Source organism: Microbispora sp. CA-102843, assembly GCF_050936215.1.
Taxonomy (GTDB): domain Bacteria; phylum Actinomycetota; class Actinomycetes; order Streptosporangiales; family Streptosporangiaceae; genus Microbispora.
The window spans coordinates 5,517,485-5,533,310 of sequence record NZ_JBNJNF010000001.1 but is presented as its reverse complement, the minus strand read 5'-3'; the positions used below and the strand labels follow the sequence as shown (position 1 = coordinate 5,533,310).

The 15,826-nt window shown below is 72.5% G+C and carries 13 protein-coding genes and 1 pseudogene; 12 read left to right on the top strand and 2 right to left on the bottom strand.

Features of this window, described 5'->3' with window-relative positions; all coding sequences use genetic code 11:
• Positions 1–166: 166 nt before the first annotated feature.
• Positions 167–610 (bottom strand): MarR family winged helix-turn-helix transcriptional regulator, encoded by a 444-nt coding sequence (locus tag ACQEVJ_RS25735; RefSeq protein WP_433105210.1) that lies wholly within the window; start codon positions 608–610, stop codon positions 167–169.
• 97 nt (positions 611–707) lie between these two features.
• On the opposite strand from ACQEVJ_RS25735, the gene ACQEVJ_RS25730 reads away from it, so the two are divergent.
• From ACQEVJ_RS25730 to ACQEVJ_RS25710, 5 genes are all read left to right on the top strand, one after another.
• Positions 708–2,126, top strand: coding sequence for an MFS transporter (locus ACQEVJ_RS25730; RefSeq protein ID WP_433105208.1), 1,419 nt, complete (start codon positions 708–710; stop codon positions 2,124–2,126).
• 117 nt (positions 2,127–2,243) lie between these two features.
• Complete coding sequence (locus tag ACQEVJ_RS25725; protein ID WP_433105206.1) at positions 2,244–3,815, top strand: ABC transporter substrate-binding protein; 1,572 nt, start codon at positions 2,244–2,246, stop codon at positions 3,813–3,815.
• Positions 3,816–3,849: 34 nt separating this feature from the next.
• A complete protein-coding gene (locus ACQEVJ_RS25720) occupies positions 3,850–4,803 on the top strand; it encodes an ABC transporter permease (RefSeq protein WP_433105204.1) in 954 nt (317 codons plus the stop codon).
• The gene (locus ACQEVJ_RS25715) at positions 4,800–5,621 is read left to right on the top strand and encodes an ABC transporter permease (RefSeq protein ID WP_433105202.1); all 822 of its coding nucleotides are present in this window, start codon (positions 4,800–4,802) and stop codon (positions 5,619–5,621) included. The genes ACQEVJ_RS25720 and ACQEVJ_RS25715 overlap by 4 nt, the downstream gene beginning before the upstream one ends.
• Entirely contained in the window at positions 5,618–7,258 is a 1,641-nt protein-coding gene (locus ACQEVJ_RS25710) for a dipeptide ABC transporter ATP-binding protein (RefSeq protein ID WP_433105200.1), read from the top strand. Before ACQEVJ_RS25715 ends, ACQEVJ_RS25710 begins: the two co-directional genes overlap by 4 nt.
• 32 nt (positions 7,259–7,290) lie before the next feature.
• On the opposite strand, the pseudogene ACQEVJ_RS25705 reads toward ACQEVJ_RS25710, so the two are convergent.
• Positions 7,291–8,241 (bottom strand): annotated as a pseudogene (locus tag ACQEVJ_RS25705) (RNA-guided endonuclease InsQ/TnpB family protein); the annotation flags it as partial.
• A 201-nt stretch (positions 8,242–8,442) separates the two neighbouring features.
• Between ACQEVJ_RS25705 and ACQEVJ_RS25700 the strand changes: the two are divergent.
• The 7 genes from ACQEVJ_RS25700 to ACQEVJ_RS25670 all read left to right on the top strand — a co-directional run bounded on the left by ACQEVJ_RS25700 (position 8,443) and on the right by ACQEVJ_RS25670 (position 15,795).
• Positions 8,443–9,471: an LLM class flavin-dependent oxidoreductase gene (locus ACQEVJ_RS25700; RefSeq protein WP_433105198.1), complete on the top strand. Its 1,029-nt coding sequence runs from the start codon at positions 8,443–8,445 to the stop codon at positions 9,469–9,471.
• Positions 9,464–9,850, top strand: coding sequence for a TIGR03618 family F420-dependent PPOX class oxidoreductase (locus ACQEVJ_RS25695; RefSeq protein WP_433105196.1), 387 nt, complete (start codon positions 9,464–9,466; stop codon positions 9,848–9,850). The genes ACQEVJ_RS25700 and ACQEVJ_RS25695 overlap by 8 nt, the downstream gene beginning before the upstream one ends.
• Positions 9,851–9,853: 3 nt before the next feature.
• Positions 9,854–10,726: a sulfurtransferase gene (locus ACQEVJ_RS25690; protein ID WP_433105194.1), complete on the top strand. Its 873-nt coding sequence runs from the start codon at positions 9,854–9,856 to the stop codon at positions 10,724–10,726.
• The gene (locus ACQEVJ_RS25685; RefSeq protein WP_433105192.1) at positions 10,723–11,670 is read left to right on the top strand and encodes an LLM class flavin-dependent oxidoreductase; all 948 of its coding nucleotides are present in this window, start codon (positions 10,723–10,725) and stop codon (positions 11,668–11,670) included. Before ACQEVJ_RS25690 ends, ACQEVJ_RS25685 begins: the two co-directional genes overlap by 4 nt.
• A 503-nt stretch (positions 11,671–12,173) precedes the next feature.
• Positions 12,174–13,403 carry an acyl-CoA dehydrogenase family protein gene (locus ACQEVJ_RS25680; protein ID WP_433105190.1) on the top strand — a complete coding sequence of 410 codons (1,230 nt, stop codon included), beginning with the start codon at positions 12,174–12,176 and terminating at the stop codon, positions 13,401–13,403.
• 15 nt (positions 13,404–13,418) lie between these two features.
• Positions 13,419–14,696 (top strand): NtaA/DmoA family FMN-dependent monooxygenase, encoded by a 1,278-nt coding sequence (locus ACQEVJ_RS25675; RefSeq protein ID WP_433105188.1) that lies wholly within the window; start codon positions 13,419–13,421, stop codon positions 14,694–14,696.
• 49 nt (positions 14,697–14,745) lie between these two features.
• Entirely contained in the window at positions 14,746–15,795 is a 1,050-nt protein-coding gene (locus tag ACQEVJ_RS25670) for an LLM class flavin-dependent oxidoreductase (protein ID WP_433105186.1), read from the top strand.
• Positions 15,796–15,826 lie beyond the last annotated feature (31 nt).

Sequence of the window (15,826 nt, the reverse complement as noted above, 5' to 3'; positions counted from 1 at the left end):
CGGTGTCACGAGGGGAGTGCGGCAGCGGGCCGCGTCCCGCGGATGCCCGGCATCGGCGAAGAGGTCCGCCGCCCGCGCCAGCAGGCGCGCCTGCGCCCCGCGGTCCCCCGCTCGGGTCCGGAGATGGCGGATGTCCCGCGCGGCGGCCTGGTGCCCCGCCGGACACTCAGGTGGCGTAGCGCGCGACCACGCCCGTAAGGGCCGTGGCGATCCGGCGCCTGTCGGCCTCTGGCATCGCCTCACCCAGGACGTCCAGCCGCGCGCAGATCTCCCCGTGCACCTTCTCGCCGAGCTGCGCGCCCTCGGGCGTGAGGGAGATCTGGCAGGCTCGGCGGTCGCGAGGATGGCTAACCCGCGTCACGAGCCCGCGCCGTTCCACCCGGTCCACGAGCCCCGTGAGGCTGGACTTCTCCAGATGGAGGAGGCGGCTGAGCTCGGTCATGCCGATGGGGCCGCCGGTCAGCATGCACAGCAACTGCGCCTGCTGCGGGGTGACGCCGTGCTCCCGGCTCACATCGGCGAAGACGTACTGCACCACGTGGGACATGCGCACCAGCGCGGTGGCGAACGTCGACTCCGTGCCGGCCTCCGTGGTCGTCGTCCTGGTCACCTGTACCTCCCGGTCCGAGCGTAGTTGACATCAGTTCGCACTGCCAACTAATTTGTACGCACTACGAACTGTTTGTACTACGAACTAAGGAGGCTTCGTGAGCACGGGTGACACGACGAGCCCCGCCGCGGAAGGCACCGGTTTGCTGGTCGCGCTCGGCATCGCGGTTTTCGGCTACGCCCTGATGCAGACGGTGGTGGTCCCCGCCCTGGGCCTGCTCGCCAGGGAACTGCGGACGACGCCCGCCTGGTCGGCCTGGATCCTCAGCGCCTTCCTGCTCTCCAGCGCGGTGCTGACCCCGCTCCTGGGCCGGCTGGGGGACATGTACGGCAGGCGGCGAGTGATGATGGGCGTGCTCATCGCGTACGCGGTGGGCATGGCCGGCGCGGCGGCGGCCCAGAACATCGGCCAGCTCATCGCCGCCCGCGTCGTCCAGGGCGCGGCGCTGGCGGTGGTGCCGCTGTCCATGGCGATCCTCCGTGAGGCGCTGCCACGGGAACGCCTGCCGTTCGCGATGGGGCTGGTCTCCGGCATCGTCGGAGCGGGCGGCGGGGCCGGCCTGGTCGTCGGCGGGCTGCTGGCCGACCACCTGTCCTGGCGGTATCTGTTCGTCCTCGGCGCGCTGCTGGCGTCGCTCAGTCTCGCGATGGTCTGGCGGTACGTGCCCGTCCGCCGCCACGACACCTCGGGCAGGCTCGACGTGCTCGGAGCCGTGCTGCTGGGCCTCGGCCTCGTCGCGGTGCTGCTCGCGCTCACGCAGGGCCCCTCGTGGGGCTGGACGTCGGCGCGGGTGCTCGGCCTGTTCGTCCTCGGCGTGCTGCTGGCGGCCGTGCTCGTCGTGGTGGAACGCGGCAGGGCCCACGCGCTCATCGACGTCGGCGAGCTGACCGATCGGCCGATGCTGGCCACGCACGCCGCCGCCCTGTTGTTCGGGGCCGGGTCGTACTTCTTCTATCTGGGGATGCCCCTGTTCGCCCAGCAGAAGCCCGGGGCGGACGGCGCCGGCTTCGGCGCATCGGTCACCGTGGCCGGTCTCCTGATGCTCCCGGGCATGCTGGCCATCGTCCCGGCCGGTGCGGCCGTCGGTCGCATCTCGGCGTCCCTGGGTTCGCGAGGGCCGCTGGCGTGCGGGTTCACGCTGTTCGCCGTGGGGTCGGCGCTGATGGCGCTCGGCCACGCCTCGTACTGGCAGCACCTCGTGTTCTACGCGGTCGTGGGGGCGGGCTCCGGGCTCGTTATGGGGGCGCTGCCCAAGCTGATCGCCGACATCGTGCCGCTGGCCCGGACCGGGACCGCCAACGGCATCAACAACATCGCCCGCACCGTGGGAAGTGTCATCGGCAGTCAGCTCGCCGCCGCCGTGATCGCGTCCACCACCTCCGGCCGCACCGGCGCCGTGCCCGACTCCGCCTTCTCCTTGCTGTTCTGGCTGGGTGCGGTGGTGGCGGTCGCAGGGGTCGCGGTGTCGCCCCTCGCCGTACGGCGGAAGCTTTCCCCTATTCCCGAGTCTGTTTGACGGTTATCGCGGCGACTTGCTAATTTGGCCGCAGTGCGAACTATACGCACTACGAACTTTCTCGGGAGTCGCCGCCGCCGTCGCGGCCGTCCCGCTTCTTGTGGAAAGAGCCACCGGATGTCCCCTCGTCGGAAACCCCTCGCCCTCGCCCTTCTCGCCCTGAACGGGCTGCTCGCCGCCTGCGCGGCGGAAACCGGAACGAACGCCTCCAGCGCGGGCGCCACGCTGGTCGTGGCGATACCGGCCGACCCCGCCTGCCTGGATCCGCAGCAGACCGGCCAGCTCGTCGCGCTCGACATCAGCAGGTCGCTCGTCGACACACTGACCGATCAGGACCCGGGTACCGGGAAGATCGTGCCCTGGCTGGCCTCGGAGTTCTCGGCCTCCGACGACGCCCGCCGGTTCACGTTCACCCTGCGCGAGGGCGCCACCTTCAGCGACGGCACCCCGCTGGACGCCGAGGCGGTCAAGGCCAGCTTCGATCGCCTGGCCACGCTCCCGGCAAACGGCGCGGCGAGTTACCTGCGCGGCTACCAGGGCACCACGGTCGTCGACGCCCATCGCCTGCACGTGGACTTCGACTCGCCGAACGCGCAGTTCCTGCAGGCCACGTCGGGGGCGGGGCTCGGCATCCTGTCCCCGGCGACCGCCGGGACACCGCTCGCCGACCGCTGCCGCGGCCGTTTCGTCGGCTCCGGGCCCTACGTGCTGGACCACTACACCTCCAATCAGGAGGTCGTGCTCAAGCGGCGTGCCGGCTACTCGTGGCCGTCCTCGCTCGCCACGGTGCGGGGCGAGGCGAGTCTCGCCGAGGTCAGGTTCGTGTTCGTCCCCGAGGCCGGCGCTAGGACCACCGCCCTGCGCTCCGGGCAGGTCCAGGTCGCGGAGAACGTGCAGCCCTCCGACCAGGACTCCTTCGCCAAGGACGGATTCCACCTGCTCGTCACGCGGGTTCCCGGCCTGGTGCCGCCGCTGTCGCTCAACCATGCCGGAGTCCTGGCCGACCAGCGGGTACGGCAGGCGTTGCTGCTCGCCGTCGACCGCGCGGACCTCGTCGACACCGTCCTCGGCCCGAGGTTCACGCCGGCCACCGGTGTGCTGGCCGGCACCACGCCCCTGTACGTCGACCAGAGCGACAAGCTGCGCTACGACCCGGTCCGGGCGGCCGAACTGCTCGACGAGGCCGGCTGGCGGCCGGGCCCGGACGGGATCAGGGTGAAGGACGGCAAGCCGCTGACCCTGAACTGGCTGATCCCCGCTCCGATGCCACCGGTGGACGAGTACGTCCAGCAGCAACTGCGCAAGGTCGGCGTGGACGTGAAGCTGAACGCGGTGCCGCCCACCAAGTACGTCGAGCAGCAGCAGGCCGGGAAGTTCGACATCACCGCGGTCGCCGTCACCCGCGCCGATCCCGACGTGCTGCGCAACATCTTCTACTCGAAAGGCTCCAACCTCTGGCACCTGCCGCCGAGCAAGCTGGACGACTATCTGGAGCAGCAGGCGGCGGCCACGGACGAGGGGAAGCGCCGCGAGGCCGTCGTCAAGGCGGCCGAGTGGATCCTCGACCACGCAGACACCGTCCCGCTGTACGAGAACGCCCTGGTCCACGGCGTCTCGGACGCGGTGAAGGACCTGGAGACCGACGCGTCGACCCGGCTCGACCTGCACGACGCCCGGCTCGCGCCGTGACCGGCGCGCTCGCCACGCCGGAAGGCGGCGCGCGGTGATCCGCTATCTGGCCGGGCGGTCGCTGCAGGCGCCGCTGGTCGTCTGGGCCGCGTTCACCGTCGCCTTCGTCGTGCTGCGGCTGCTCCCCGGAGACCCGGTCGCGCTGATGCTGAGCGGGCGCAACGGCTTCGAGGCCGTCTCCGCCGAGGAGGTCGCCCGAGTGCGGGCCGAGCTCGGCCTCGACCGCCCCGCGTGGGAGCAGTACCTGTCCGCGCTGGGCGCCGCCCTGCGCGGCGACTTCGGCCGGTCGATCCAGACGGGCCGCCCGGTATCCGAGATGATCGCCGAGGCACTGCCCCCGACGCTGCAGATCGGCGCCATCGCCCTGGCCTTGTCGCTCTCGGCGGGGACGGCGCTCGGCGTCCTCGCCAACCTCCCCCGGTCGCGGTTCGCGCGGCAGGCGCTGCGCTCGGTGCCCTCGCTGAGCATCTCGCTGCCGTCGTTCTGGGTCGGTCTGGCGCTCATCCAACTGCTGTCCCTGCGCTGGCCGCTGTTCCCGTCGCTCGGCGGCTCCGGGCTCGCCTCCGCCGTGCTGCCCGCCTGCACCCTGGCCGTCCCCGGCACCGCGATGGTGGCCCAGATGCTGGGCAAGAGCCTGCACGCCACGCTGCGCGAGCCGTACGCGGACACGATCCGGGCCACCGGCGCGGGCCGCACCAGGCTGCTGCTCGGCCACGGGCTGCGCAACGCCGCCCTCCCCGCGGTGACCGTGGTCGGCCTGCTCGCCGGCAACCTGATCGGCGGCGCGGTCGTGGTCGAGACCGTCTTCTCCCGCCCGGGCGTCGGGCGGGTCACCCAGTTCGCGGTCGCGACCCAGGACCTCCCCGTGGTGCAGGGCGTCGTGGTGGTCGCCTCGGTCGCGTTCGCCGCCGTCAACCTGGCGGTCGACCTCCTCTACCCGGCGCTCGACCCGCGGATCCGCGTCACGGGAAGGCGGGCGGCGGCATGACCCGCGTGGCCCGTTACTCCGCCGCGCGTCCGGGAGCGGTGCTGTCGATCCTGGTGCTGCTGGTCGTGCTGGGCTGGACGCTGGCGCCCGGCCTGTTCACCGGGCGCAGCCCCATCGAGGGGATCACCGCGCAGCGGCTGCTGCCGCCGACCGCCGACCACCTCTTCGGCACCGACCAGCTCGGCCGCGACGTGTACGCGCGGGTCGTCCACGGCGCGTCTCCGTCGCTGCGCGCGGCGGTCTCCGCGATCGGCGTCGCCCTGCTGGCGGGAGGCGCCCTCGGCCTGCTCGCCGGGTTCTTCGGCGGCTGGGCGGAGACCGCGATCATGCGCGTCGTGGAGGTGGCGCTGTCCATCCCGCCCGTGCTGCTGTCCCTGCTGATCATCAGCGCGCTGGGGTTCGGCACGCTCAACATCGCGATCGCGGTCGGAGTGGTGAGCGTCGCCGCGTTCGCGCGGGTGATGCGCGCCGAGGTCCTGCGCGTGCGTACGGCCGCCTACGTGGAGGCGGCCGTGCTGTGCGGCGCCCGCTGGTGGCGGATCCTGCTGCGGTACGTGCTGCCGTCGGCCGCGGGGCCGGTGCTCGCGCTGGCCGCGCTGGACTTCGGGCTGGTCGTGCTCGCCGTCTCATCCCTGAGCTTCCTCGGCTACGGCCAGCCTCCGCCCGCTCCGGAGTGGGGGGCGCTGATCGCGGGCGGGCGCGACTACCTCGCGTCCGCGTGGTGGCTGACCACACTGCCCGGCTTCACCGTCGCCGCGGTCGTGCTGGCCGCCAACCGGCTGTCCCGCCTCCTGGAGACCGACAGGAGTACGCCATGACCGAACCGCCCCGGCAGGACCCGTTGCTGGTCGTCAGGGACCTGCGCGTGTCCTACCGTACGCCCGCGGGGCGTGCCGCCGCGCTCGACGGGCTCGACCTGGAGGTCCACCCCGGCCAGATCACCGCCGTGGTCGGGGAGTCCGGCTCGGGCAAGACCACCGTCGCGCACGCGCTCGTCGGGCTGCTGCCGGAAGGCGGCGCGATCGAGTCGGGCAGCGTCCGCTTCCAGGGCGAGGAGCTGACCGGGCTCCCGGAGAAGGGCTGGCGGGACATCAGGGGGAGCCGCATCGCGCTCATTCCGCAGGATCCGGCCACCGCGCTCGATCCCGTCCAGCCCGTGGGCAGGCAGGTGGCGGCGGTTCTGCGGGTGCACCGGCTGGCCACCCGGGCGCAGGCGCGGGTGCGGGCGGTGGAACTGCTCGCCGAGGCCGGGCTGCCCGACGCCGCGACCATGGCCCGCCAGTATCCGCACGAGCTGTCGGGAGGCATGCGGCAGCGGGTGCTCATCGCGATCGCCATGGCGGCGCGGCCGCGCCTGCTGATCGCCGACGAGCCGACCTCCGCCCTCGACGTCACGGTCCAGCGGCGCATCCTCGACCACCTCGACGGCGTCGTGGCCGCGACGGGAGCCGCGATGCTGCTCATCACCCACGACCTGGGCGTCGTCGCCGACCGTGCCCGGCACGTCGTGGTGATGTCGAGAGGCAGGACGGTCGAGGCCGGCCAGGCCGGGCGGATCAGGACCGATCCCCGCGATCCCTACACCAGGCGGTTGCTGGCCGACGTTCCCGCGCTGACGGGCAGGCGCCTCGCGTCGGCCCCGCGGGAGGCGTCCGTGCTGCTCAGCGTCCGCGGCCTCGGCAAGACCTTCCCCGTACGCAGCGGCCCGCTCCGGCGGCGAGGCACCAGGAACACGGTGGACGGCGTGGACTTCGACATCCCCAAGGGGTCGACGCTCGGCCTGGTCGGGGAATCCGGGTCGGGCAAGACGACCACGGCCAGGATGGTCCTGGGCCTGGAACGGCCGACGGCGGGCAGCGTGCGTTTCGCGGGCGAGGACGTCACCGCCGTCCGGAGCGAGGCGCTGCGGCGGCTCCGGCGCCGGGTCCAGCTCGTCTACCAGAACCCCTACGCCTCGCTGCACCCCCGCTTCACGGTCGAGGACCTGCTGACCGAGCCGATGCGTAATTACCGGGTGGGCGACCCGGCCCGCCGGGCGGCGGCCGTGCGCGCACTGCTGGACGACGTGGCCTTGCCCGCCTCGCTCGCCCGGCGCCGGGCGAGCGAGCTGTCCGGAGGCCAGCGGCAGCGCGTCGCCATCGCCCGCGCCCTCTCACTGAACCCGGACCTGCTGGTGTGCGACGAACCGGTCTCCGCCCTCGACGTGACCGTGCAGGCCCAGATCCTGGAGCTGCTGGCCAGGCTGCAGCGTGAGCGCGGCCTGAGCTATCTGTTCATCTCCCACGACCTGGCCGTCGTGCGCCAGGTCAGCCACAGCATCGCGGTCATGCGCGGCGGCCGGATCGTGGAGCAGGGCGACACGGAGCAGGTCTTCACCAGCCCGCGGCACCCCTACACGAGGGAGCTGCTCGCCGCGATTCCCGGTTTCCGGACACAGACGGAGGAACCCCAGTGACTCCTCCGCTCCCTGAAGGGAGCGGCTTCTCGCTAAGCCGCTTGCGCAGCGTCGCGAAGGGCAAGCCCTGCCCTGAGAATGTTGGTGGCCGCGTTCACGTCGGCGTGCGCGGTATACCCGCACGCCATACAGCAGAACGTGGCCTGGGTGACGCGGTTGTCCTTCGCGCAGTGCCCGCAACGCGAGCAGGTGCGGGAGGTGTTGCGGGGATCAACTGCGATCAGCTCGCGACCGGCGCTTTCAGCCTTGTGCGCGAGCACACACAGGAACACCCCCCAACCCGCGTCCAGGATGCTCCGGTTCAGCCCGGACTTGGCCGCGACGTTCCGCCCGGGTTGTTCGATCGTGCCCGAAGCCGAGCGGGTCACGTTCGCGATCCGCAGGTCCTCATGCACGATCACGTCATACGCCCGGACCAGGGTCAGCGCGGCCTTGTGCGCGCTGTCCAAGCGTTGGCGGCGGACCTTCGCGTGCAGCGCCGCCACCCTGGCCACCGCCTCACGGCGCCGCTTGGACCCCCGCCTCTTGCGGGCGAGGTCCCGCTGAGCAGAGGCCAGGCGCCCGGCGGACGCTTTGAGGTGGCGCGGGTTGTCCAGGGGGTCCCCGTCGCTGGTGGTGACCAGCGATGCCACGCCCATGTCCAAGCCCACGGCCGCGCCCGCCGCGGGCAAGGTCTCGGCGGGGACGTCATCGCACGACAGGATCACATACCAGCGGGTGCCTTCCCGCGTGATGCTGAGCGTCTTCACCCGGCCCTGGACCGGGCGGTGCTGGTGTACCCGGACGTGCCCGATGCCCTGAAGGCGGACGAACGTCGCCGTGGGGTGCTCGGGCTGGGAGTCCCACCGGCAGCCGTCGCCGTCCTTGGGCCAGGTCACGGTGTCGAACCAGCCGCGCCCCTTGAACCGGGGGAACCCGGGCGTGCGCCCGGCCTTCACACGGCGGAAGAACGCGGCGAACGCCTTGTCCAACCGCCGCAACGTGGCCTGCTGCGAGGAGAACGACCACCGGCCCTGACCGGCGGCGTCTGGGGGAGGCGCACCTGACGAGTCACACGATCACCATGAAAGCACCGCCCATCTCATCCACCAGCGAAAGGAACTCGCAATGAGCCCAGACACAAAACCAGTCAGGGACGGCATTCCCCCGTCGCCTGAAGGCGACGGTCCCCTGCGGAGGTTCTGATGGAGTTAGGTCTCATCACCTTCGGCAGCCTGCTGCCGGACCCGCACACGGGCGCACGGCTGTCCCAGCGGGAACGGCTGCGCGACGTCGTACGGGCCGCGGTCGCCGCCGAGGAGCTCGGCTTCGCCTGGTACACGGTGGGGGAGCACCACTTCGGCGAGCGGGACGTGATCCCTTCGCCCGTCGTGGTCCTGGCCGCGATCGCCGAGCGCACCTCCTCCATCCGGCTCGCGACCGGAACCACCCTGGTGGCCAACCGGGATCCGGTGCTCGTCGCCGAGGACTACGCCCTGCTCGACCTGCTCTCCGACGGCCGTCTGGAACTCATCGCCGGGGGCTCGTTCTTTCCCGAGCCGTACGCGGTCTTCGGCCAGGAGCCGGAGAGCAAGGCCGCGCGCAAGCGGGAGAACGTCGAGCTGCTCCTGCGGCTGTGGGCCGAGGATCGGGTGAGCTGGACGGGCCGGTTCCGGCCTCCGCTGCACGAGGTCCGCCTGCAGCCCCGCCTGCTGCAGGAGCGGCCGCCACTGTGGATCAGCGGCGGGACCGGGCTGGAGTCCGTGCATCTCGCGGTGGACAACGGGCTGCCGATGGTGATCGGCACCACCGCCCGTCCGCCCGCCGACTTCGTGCCCGTGTTCGACGCCTACCGCGCGCTGTGGCGCGAGCGGGGCCGTACGGAGGCGCCCGGCCGGCTCGGCGCCGCCAGCCACGCCTTCGTCGCCAGGACCTCCCAGCAGGCGCGGGCGCTCTGGCGCGACCACATCGCCAACTATCTCAGCGCGCCGCACGCACACCGGCGCCTGGAGTTCGACGAGTACGTGGGCGAGGACGGGCCCGCGCTGTGCGGCAGCCCGGCGGAGGTGGTCGACAAGCTGGGGCGGCTGCGCGAGGCGTGGGGGCACGACCTGCACCTGCTGGCCGTCGACCTGGGCGGCATCCCCCACGCCGAGGTGCAGCGGGCCACGGAGTTGATCGCCTCTGAGGTCCTCCCGCAGATGGCGGAGGCGCCGGAGGCCGCGCGTGCTTGACGACGACGTACGGGAGCTGGCCATGGCCCGCACGCTCGCGCTGTTCACCACGCTCATGCCGGGCGGGGAGCCGCAGAGCAGCCTGGTCTGGCCGCACGCCGACCGGGACCATCTGCTGGTCGGCACCAACACCACGCGGCAGAAGTACCGCAACGTCGTCGCGGACCCGCGTGTCGGCCTGCTGCTGCTCGACTCCGCCAACCCGCGCCGCTACATCGAGGTGCGCGCCGTCGTCGTCGCCGTCGAGAACGGCGAGAGCGCCCTGCGCCTGGCGCGCACCACGTTCGAGAAGTGGACGGGCGATCCCACGCCGAGGGCCGCCGAAGGAGAGCGCGTGCTGCTGCGGCTGCGACCGAACCACATTCACAGGAAGGACTGAGTGTTGCCCACACCCGTCTCCCTCCCACCCCTGGTCGACGCCGCGTGGGTCCGGAGCCACCCGGAGGTCGTGCCTGCGGACGTGCGCTGGTACTTGGACGGCCGCAGCGGCCGCGAGGCATACCTCCGGGGTCACCTCCCGGAGGCCGTCTGGGTCGACGTGGACACAGTGCTGTCCGGCCCGCCCACCCGGGCCGGGGGCCGGCATCCCATCCCGTCCGCCGAGGACTTCGCCCGCGCGCTCGGCGATCTCGGCATCGGCGAGGACGACGTCGTCGTCGCCTACGACGACAACGGCGGCGCCTACGCCGCGCGGCTGGTGTGGCTGCTGCGCCGCCTCGGCTTCCCGGCGGCCCTGCTCGACGGCGGCCTGACCGGATGGACCCCGCTGGAGCGCGGCGAGGTGATCCGGCCCCCGGTCTCCCGGCGGGCCGTGCCGTGGCCGGACGGGATGTTCCTGTCGGCCGACCAGGTGGAGCGCATGGCCTCCTCCGGATCCGGGGTGGCACTCGACGCCCGCGCGCCGGGCCGCTACGCGGGCGTCGACGTGCTGCCCGGCGAGCCCCGCGCGGGCCACGTGCCCGGCGCGGTCAGCGCTCCCTGGACGGGGAACCTGACGGTGGACGGCGTCTTCCTGCCGCCGGAGCGCCTTCGGCTGCGCTACCGGGAGCTCGGCGTGGACGGTGACACCGAGGTGGCCGTCTACTGCGGCAGCGGCGTGACCGCGTGCCATGACCTGCTGGCGCTCGAGCTCATCGGCATCGGCGGAGCCGCCCTCTACCCGGGCTCCTGGTCCGCCTGGTCCGCGGATCCCGGGCGACCCGTCGCGCGGGGGGACCGGCCCTGGCCGCACGACCAGGAGGGGGCACGGGCATGAGTGCGCACAACCGGCTGCGCTTCGGCGCGGGAGGGGCCGTCGGCGGCCTGTCGGCCGGCCAGACGCTCGACCTCGCGCAGAGCGCCGACGAGCTGGGCTACGACCTGTTCACGCTCAGCGACCACCTGCACGGCGAGCGCCCCAGCCTGGAGCCGCTGACCGCGCTGTCCTGGATCGCCGCCCGCACCAGGACCATCGAGGTCGGCACCAACGTGCTCGGGCTGCCCTACCGCGAGCCCCCCGTCGTGGCCAAGACCGCCGAGACGGTCGACCGGCTGTCGGGCGGGCGGCTTGTCCTCGGCCTCGGGGGCGGCGGCTTCGACCACGAGTTCGCCGCGTTCGGGCTCGCCGGGCGCAGCCCGGGACAGAAGGTCGCGGCATTGCGGGAGGCGATCGGGATCATCCGCGGGCTGTGGACGGGGGAGCCGGTCTCGTTCCACGGCGACCACTACACGGTCCGGGACGCGGTCATCGCGCCGGCTCCCCGGCGACCCATCCCGATCTGGCTCGGCTCCTACGGCCCGCGCTCGCTGGCGCTCACCGGGGAGATGGCCGACGGATGGCTCCCCTCGCTCGGGCGGATCTCCCTGGCCCAGGCCGCTGCCATGCGCCGTGCCGTACGCCGGGCGGCGCGGGACGCCGGGCGCGACCCCGACTCGATCACGTGCGCCTGCAACGTCCGGGTCCTCGTCGATCCCTCCAGGCCGCCGACCCCGGAGTTCGTCACCGGCGGCGTCTCCGCGGTGGTGGACCAGCTCACCGCCATCGTCGCGGCAGGCTTCACCTCGCTGCTGCTCGCCCTGCCGACCGTGCGCGAGCAGGAGTTCTTCGCCCGGGAGGTCATCCCGCAGGTGCGCGAGCGGGCCGCGGAACTCGGCCCCGGACCCGTCGACTCCGGCCTCCCCGGCTCCGAGACGGCGCCCGGGGAGGGCCGCACGAGGTAGGAGATCGTGCCCGCGTGAGCGGAAGCGGCCGGCGTGCCCGTGCGGGGCACGCCGGCCTTTCGCATACCGGCGGCACCGAGGTCTCCGCCGTCGAGATCGTCTCGATACGCGAGACATGGTTGCTAAACCGACAATGCATGTAGGAAATTAAGGATATGTCCGGATCTGTCGCCCTGACTGTCCGCCGCGTGGTCGACTACATGCGCGTGACCAGCAACCGCTGTCGCTGACGGCCGTCGCACCACCGCACAACCGCGGCGCGCGGCAGCCGCATGTCCCGGCCGGATCGGTCTCTACCGGCTCCCGGCACCCTTCCCCACCCCGAACGAGACTCGCGCCCGCTGACACGTCCGGACGTCGTCGTCCGGACGCCGCCGGCCTGATCTCGTTCGGTTTCCTTCCCGTCCCGTGGCTTCGAGCTGCCCGGGGCGACCACTACTCCGTGACACCGGAGAGGCCCGGGTCGTACACGGCTGCCCGGCCTCCGACACGAAAGATGGCACATGTCTGGTTCTACGTCTTCGCTTCGGCACGCGACCGCGGACATCGAGGAGCTGCGCGAGCGGTTCCGCCCGGTCTTCGAGAAGATCGCCGAGGGCAACCTGGAACGCGAGAAGGGGCGGGTCTTCCCCTACGAGCAGGTCAGGTGGCTGATCGACGCGCGCTTCGGCGCCGTCCGCATCCCCCGCGAGCTCGGCGGGTTCGGCGCGTCGCTGCGGCAGACCTTCGACCTCCTGCGTGAGCTCGGCGCCGCCGACCCGAACGTCGCCCATGTGTGGCGCAACCACCTGGCCTTCGTCGAGGACCGGCTGAACGCCCCGCGTTCGGCCGCGACGGACGCCTGGATCGAGAGATTCCTCAACGGCGAGTTCGTCGGCGGCGGGTGGACCGAGGCCAACAACGGCACGTACGCCGACATCCAGACGAAGCTCGTTCCCGAGGGCGACCACTGGCTCCTGACCGGGGCGAAGTACTACGCCACGGGCAGCCTGTACGCCGACTGGCTGGACGTGCTCGCCGTCAACCCCGAGGGGGTGCCCACGACGGCGCTGGTGAGGGCGGACCAGCCGGGTGTGAGCCTGGTGGACGACTGGAGGGGATTCGGCCAGAAGACCACGGCGAGCGGCAGCGCGAACTACTCGCGGGCCCTGGTGGAGAGCGACCACCTCTTCCCCGCCACCGACCGCTTCGCCTACCAGGGACTCTTCTACCAGACCGCGCTGCTGGCGATTCTCGCCGGCATCACCCAGGCGACGCTGCGCGACGGGATCACGGCGCTCAAGGGCCGCAAGCGCAACTACGGGCACGGTCTCGCGCGGAGCGCCGGCGAGGACCCCCAGTTGCTGCAGGTCATCGGCAAGGTGTCCGCCGACGCGTTCGGCGCGCAGGCCGCGCTGTCGGCCTCGACCGTCACGCTGGACGAGATCGCGCACGCTCGCATCGCCGGTGACGAGGAGGCGGTGAAGCGGGCGCTTCTCGACGGGCACGTCGCCACCACGCGCGCCCAACTGGTGATCATCGAGGCGGCGCTGCGGGCCACGACCGTCGTGTTCGACGCGCTCGGCTCCTCCGGCGTCTCCGAGGACCTGCTGCTCGACCGGCACTGGCGCAACGCCCGCACCCTCGCCTCGCACAACCCGCGTGTCTACAAGGAACGCATCCTGGGCGACTGGCACGTGAACGACGCCGACCCGGCCAAGGTCTACGCGATCTCCGCCGGTCAGAGCGAGTAGGCGAGAGGTCCATCGATGTCCGACGTACGCACGGGTCACGTCATCCTCGGGGTCAACGTCCTGGTGCTGGGCTACCTGCCGGCCGCGTGGCAGTCAGACCTCCTCCACAAGGATTCCTTCATCGACGGCGACTATTGGAAGACGATCGGCCGGGTGGCCGAGCGGGCCACCCTGGACGCCGTCTTCCTGGCCGACGCGCCGGCGCTCGGGAACCCGTCCTACGACGCCAACGCCGGCCGCCTGGAGCCGACGGTCAACTGGAGCCACGTCGCCGCGGCGACCGAGCGGGTCGGCCTGGTCGCCACCGCCTCGACCACCTTGAACGATCCCTTCGACCTGGCCCAGCGGCTGCTGTCCCTCGACTACCTGTCCGGCGGGCGGGCCGGATGGAACATCGTCACGACGCGCGACGCGTCGGCCGCCCGCAACTTCGGCCTCCCGGAGATCCCCGCGCGGGACGACAGGTACGACCGGGCGGCGGAGTTCGTCGATCTCGTCCTCGCTCTGTGGGAGTCGGCGCGGACCGGCGAGGAGGTGCACCACCACGGCGAGTTCTTCGACCTCGACGGGAGGTTGCGCGTTCCCCCGTCGAAGCAGGGACATCCGGTGCTGCTCCAGGCCGGCGGCTCGCCGAAGGGGCGGGCGCTCGCCGGCAGGCGGGCCGAAGGGGTGTTCGCGGCCGAGCTCACCAAGGAGGGGGCGATCACGCACTACCGAGAGGTGAAGCGGCTCGCGGCCGGCGCGGGCCGCTCGCCCGACTCCGTCAAGATCCTTCCCGGGCTCCTGCTGAGCCTCGGCAGCACCGAGGAGGAGGCCAGGCGCCGCAGCGACGAGCTCCACGACCTCGGCCCGGCGTCCTACTCGGTCCAGTGGCTCTCACAGGCGATCGGATACGACGTCTCGCGGCTCGACCTCGACGCGAAGTTCCCCGAAGAGGTGCTCGCCGCGATCGTCGATCCCGCCTCCTCCGGAGGCAGCATCGGCTTCCGGCAGTCCATCCACGAGCAGATCCGCGCGACCGATCCGACCGTACGCGAGTACCTGCGGCAGACCAGGTACACCGGCTCGGGGCACAGCGGGTTCGTCGGCACGCCCGAGCAGCTCGTGGACCACATCGAGGACTGGTACCGGTCCGGCGCGGTCGACGGGTTCAACCTCCAGCCCGACCTCCTCGCCGACGGCCTCGAAGTGATCGCCGACGAGGTCGTCCCGCTCCTGCGCAAGCGCGGCCTCTTCCGGCACGAATACACGACCGACACTCTCCGCGGGCACTTCCGGGCCGCCTCGGCCTGAGCCCCGCCGGCACTCGACCACATCGGCACATCACCAGAGAGACCCGCACATGGGTGACAGCACCACCACCGAAACATCCACATACCTGGCCATCGGGCTCGGGGGAGACCACCTTGCCGCGTTGATCGCGGACCCCCGGCAGGTCTCCCGGCTCGACGGCACGGGGGCGGCGTTCGTCGTCGCCGGCATCGACGGGATCGACGGTTCGGCGCCCGGCGGCGTGACCGTGGAGCCCACGGTCGCCGCCGCGTTCCTCGCCGCGCACGCGCCGGGAACGGCGTTCCTGGCGGCGGCCGCCCCGCACCGGGACCATCCGTACAACCTGGCGCGCCGGATCGCCTCCCTCGACCACCTGTCCGGGGGCAGGTCCGGCCTGATCCTCGGCGTCCGCGACGGGTACGCGCCGGGGGACACGGCGTGGGGAGGCGCCGGGCTCACAGACGGCGCGCCCCTGGGCGTCGGCACCACCCGCGACGTGGCGGTCGCCGTCCAGAAGCTCTGGCAGAGCTGGCCGCAGGAGTCGATCGTGGCCGACCGCGAGAGCCGCATCTTCGCGCGCGCCGAGCAGATCGTGCACGTCGACCACCGCGGGGTGTTCGACATCGCCGGGCCGCTAACCGTGCCGTCCACCGCGCAGGGCTCTCCCGTCCTGGCCTGGTACGCCGACTCCGTTCCCGCGGTGGCGGCGGCGGGGGAGGTGGCCGACCTGGTCGTGCTCGCCGGCGCCGATCCGGCCCTGCTCGGAGGGGCCGTGGACGCGCTCGACGCGGCCCCGTCGTCCCGGTTCGCCGGGGACGGGCGTCGTCCGCTGCTGTTCGTCCAGGTGGCGGCAAGCCGCGGCCGCGACGCCGCCGACCTCGTCGCGGAGGCCGAGTCGGTGGCCGCCCGTCCGGGAGTGGACGGGATCCTCCTGCGGCCGGACGCGGACGTGGACGCCTTGGCCGTCGGCGACGTCGTCCCGCGCCTCGCCGGTCTGGGTGTCGTGCGCGCATCGGAGGGGGCGACGCTGCGCGACCGCCTGGCCCTGCCGAAGCCCGCCCGTCTTCTCGCCGGCGCCCGCCCGGTCTTCCCGGCCCCGGAGCCCCAGCCCGCGCTCTAGGCGGCGCTCGAAAGGAACGTCTTGAAAAACT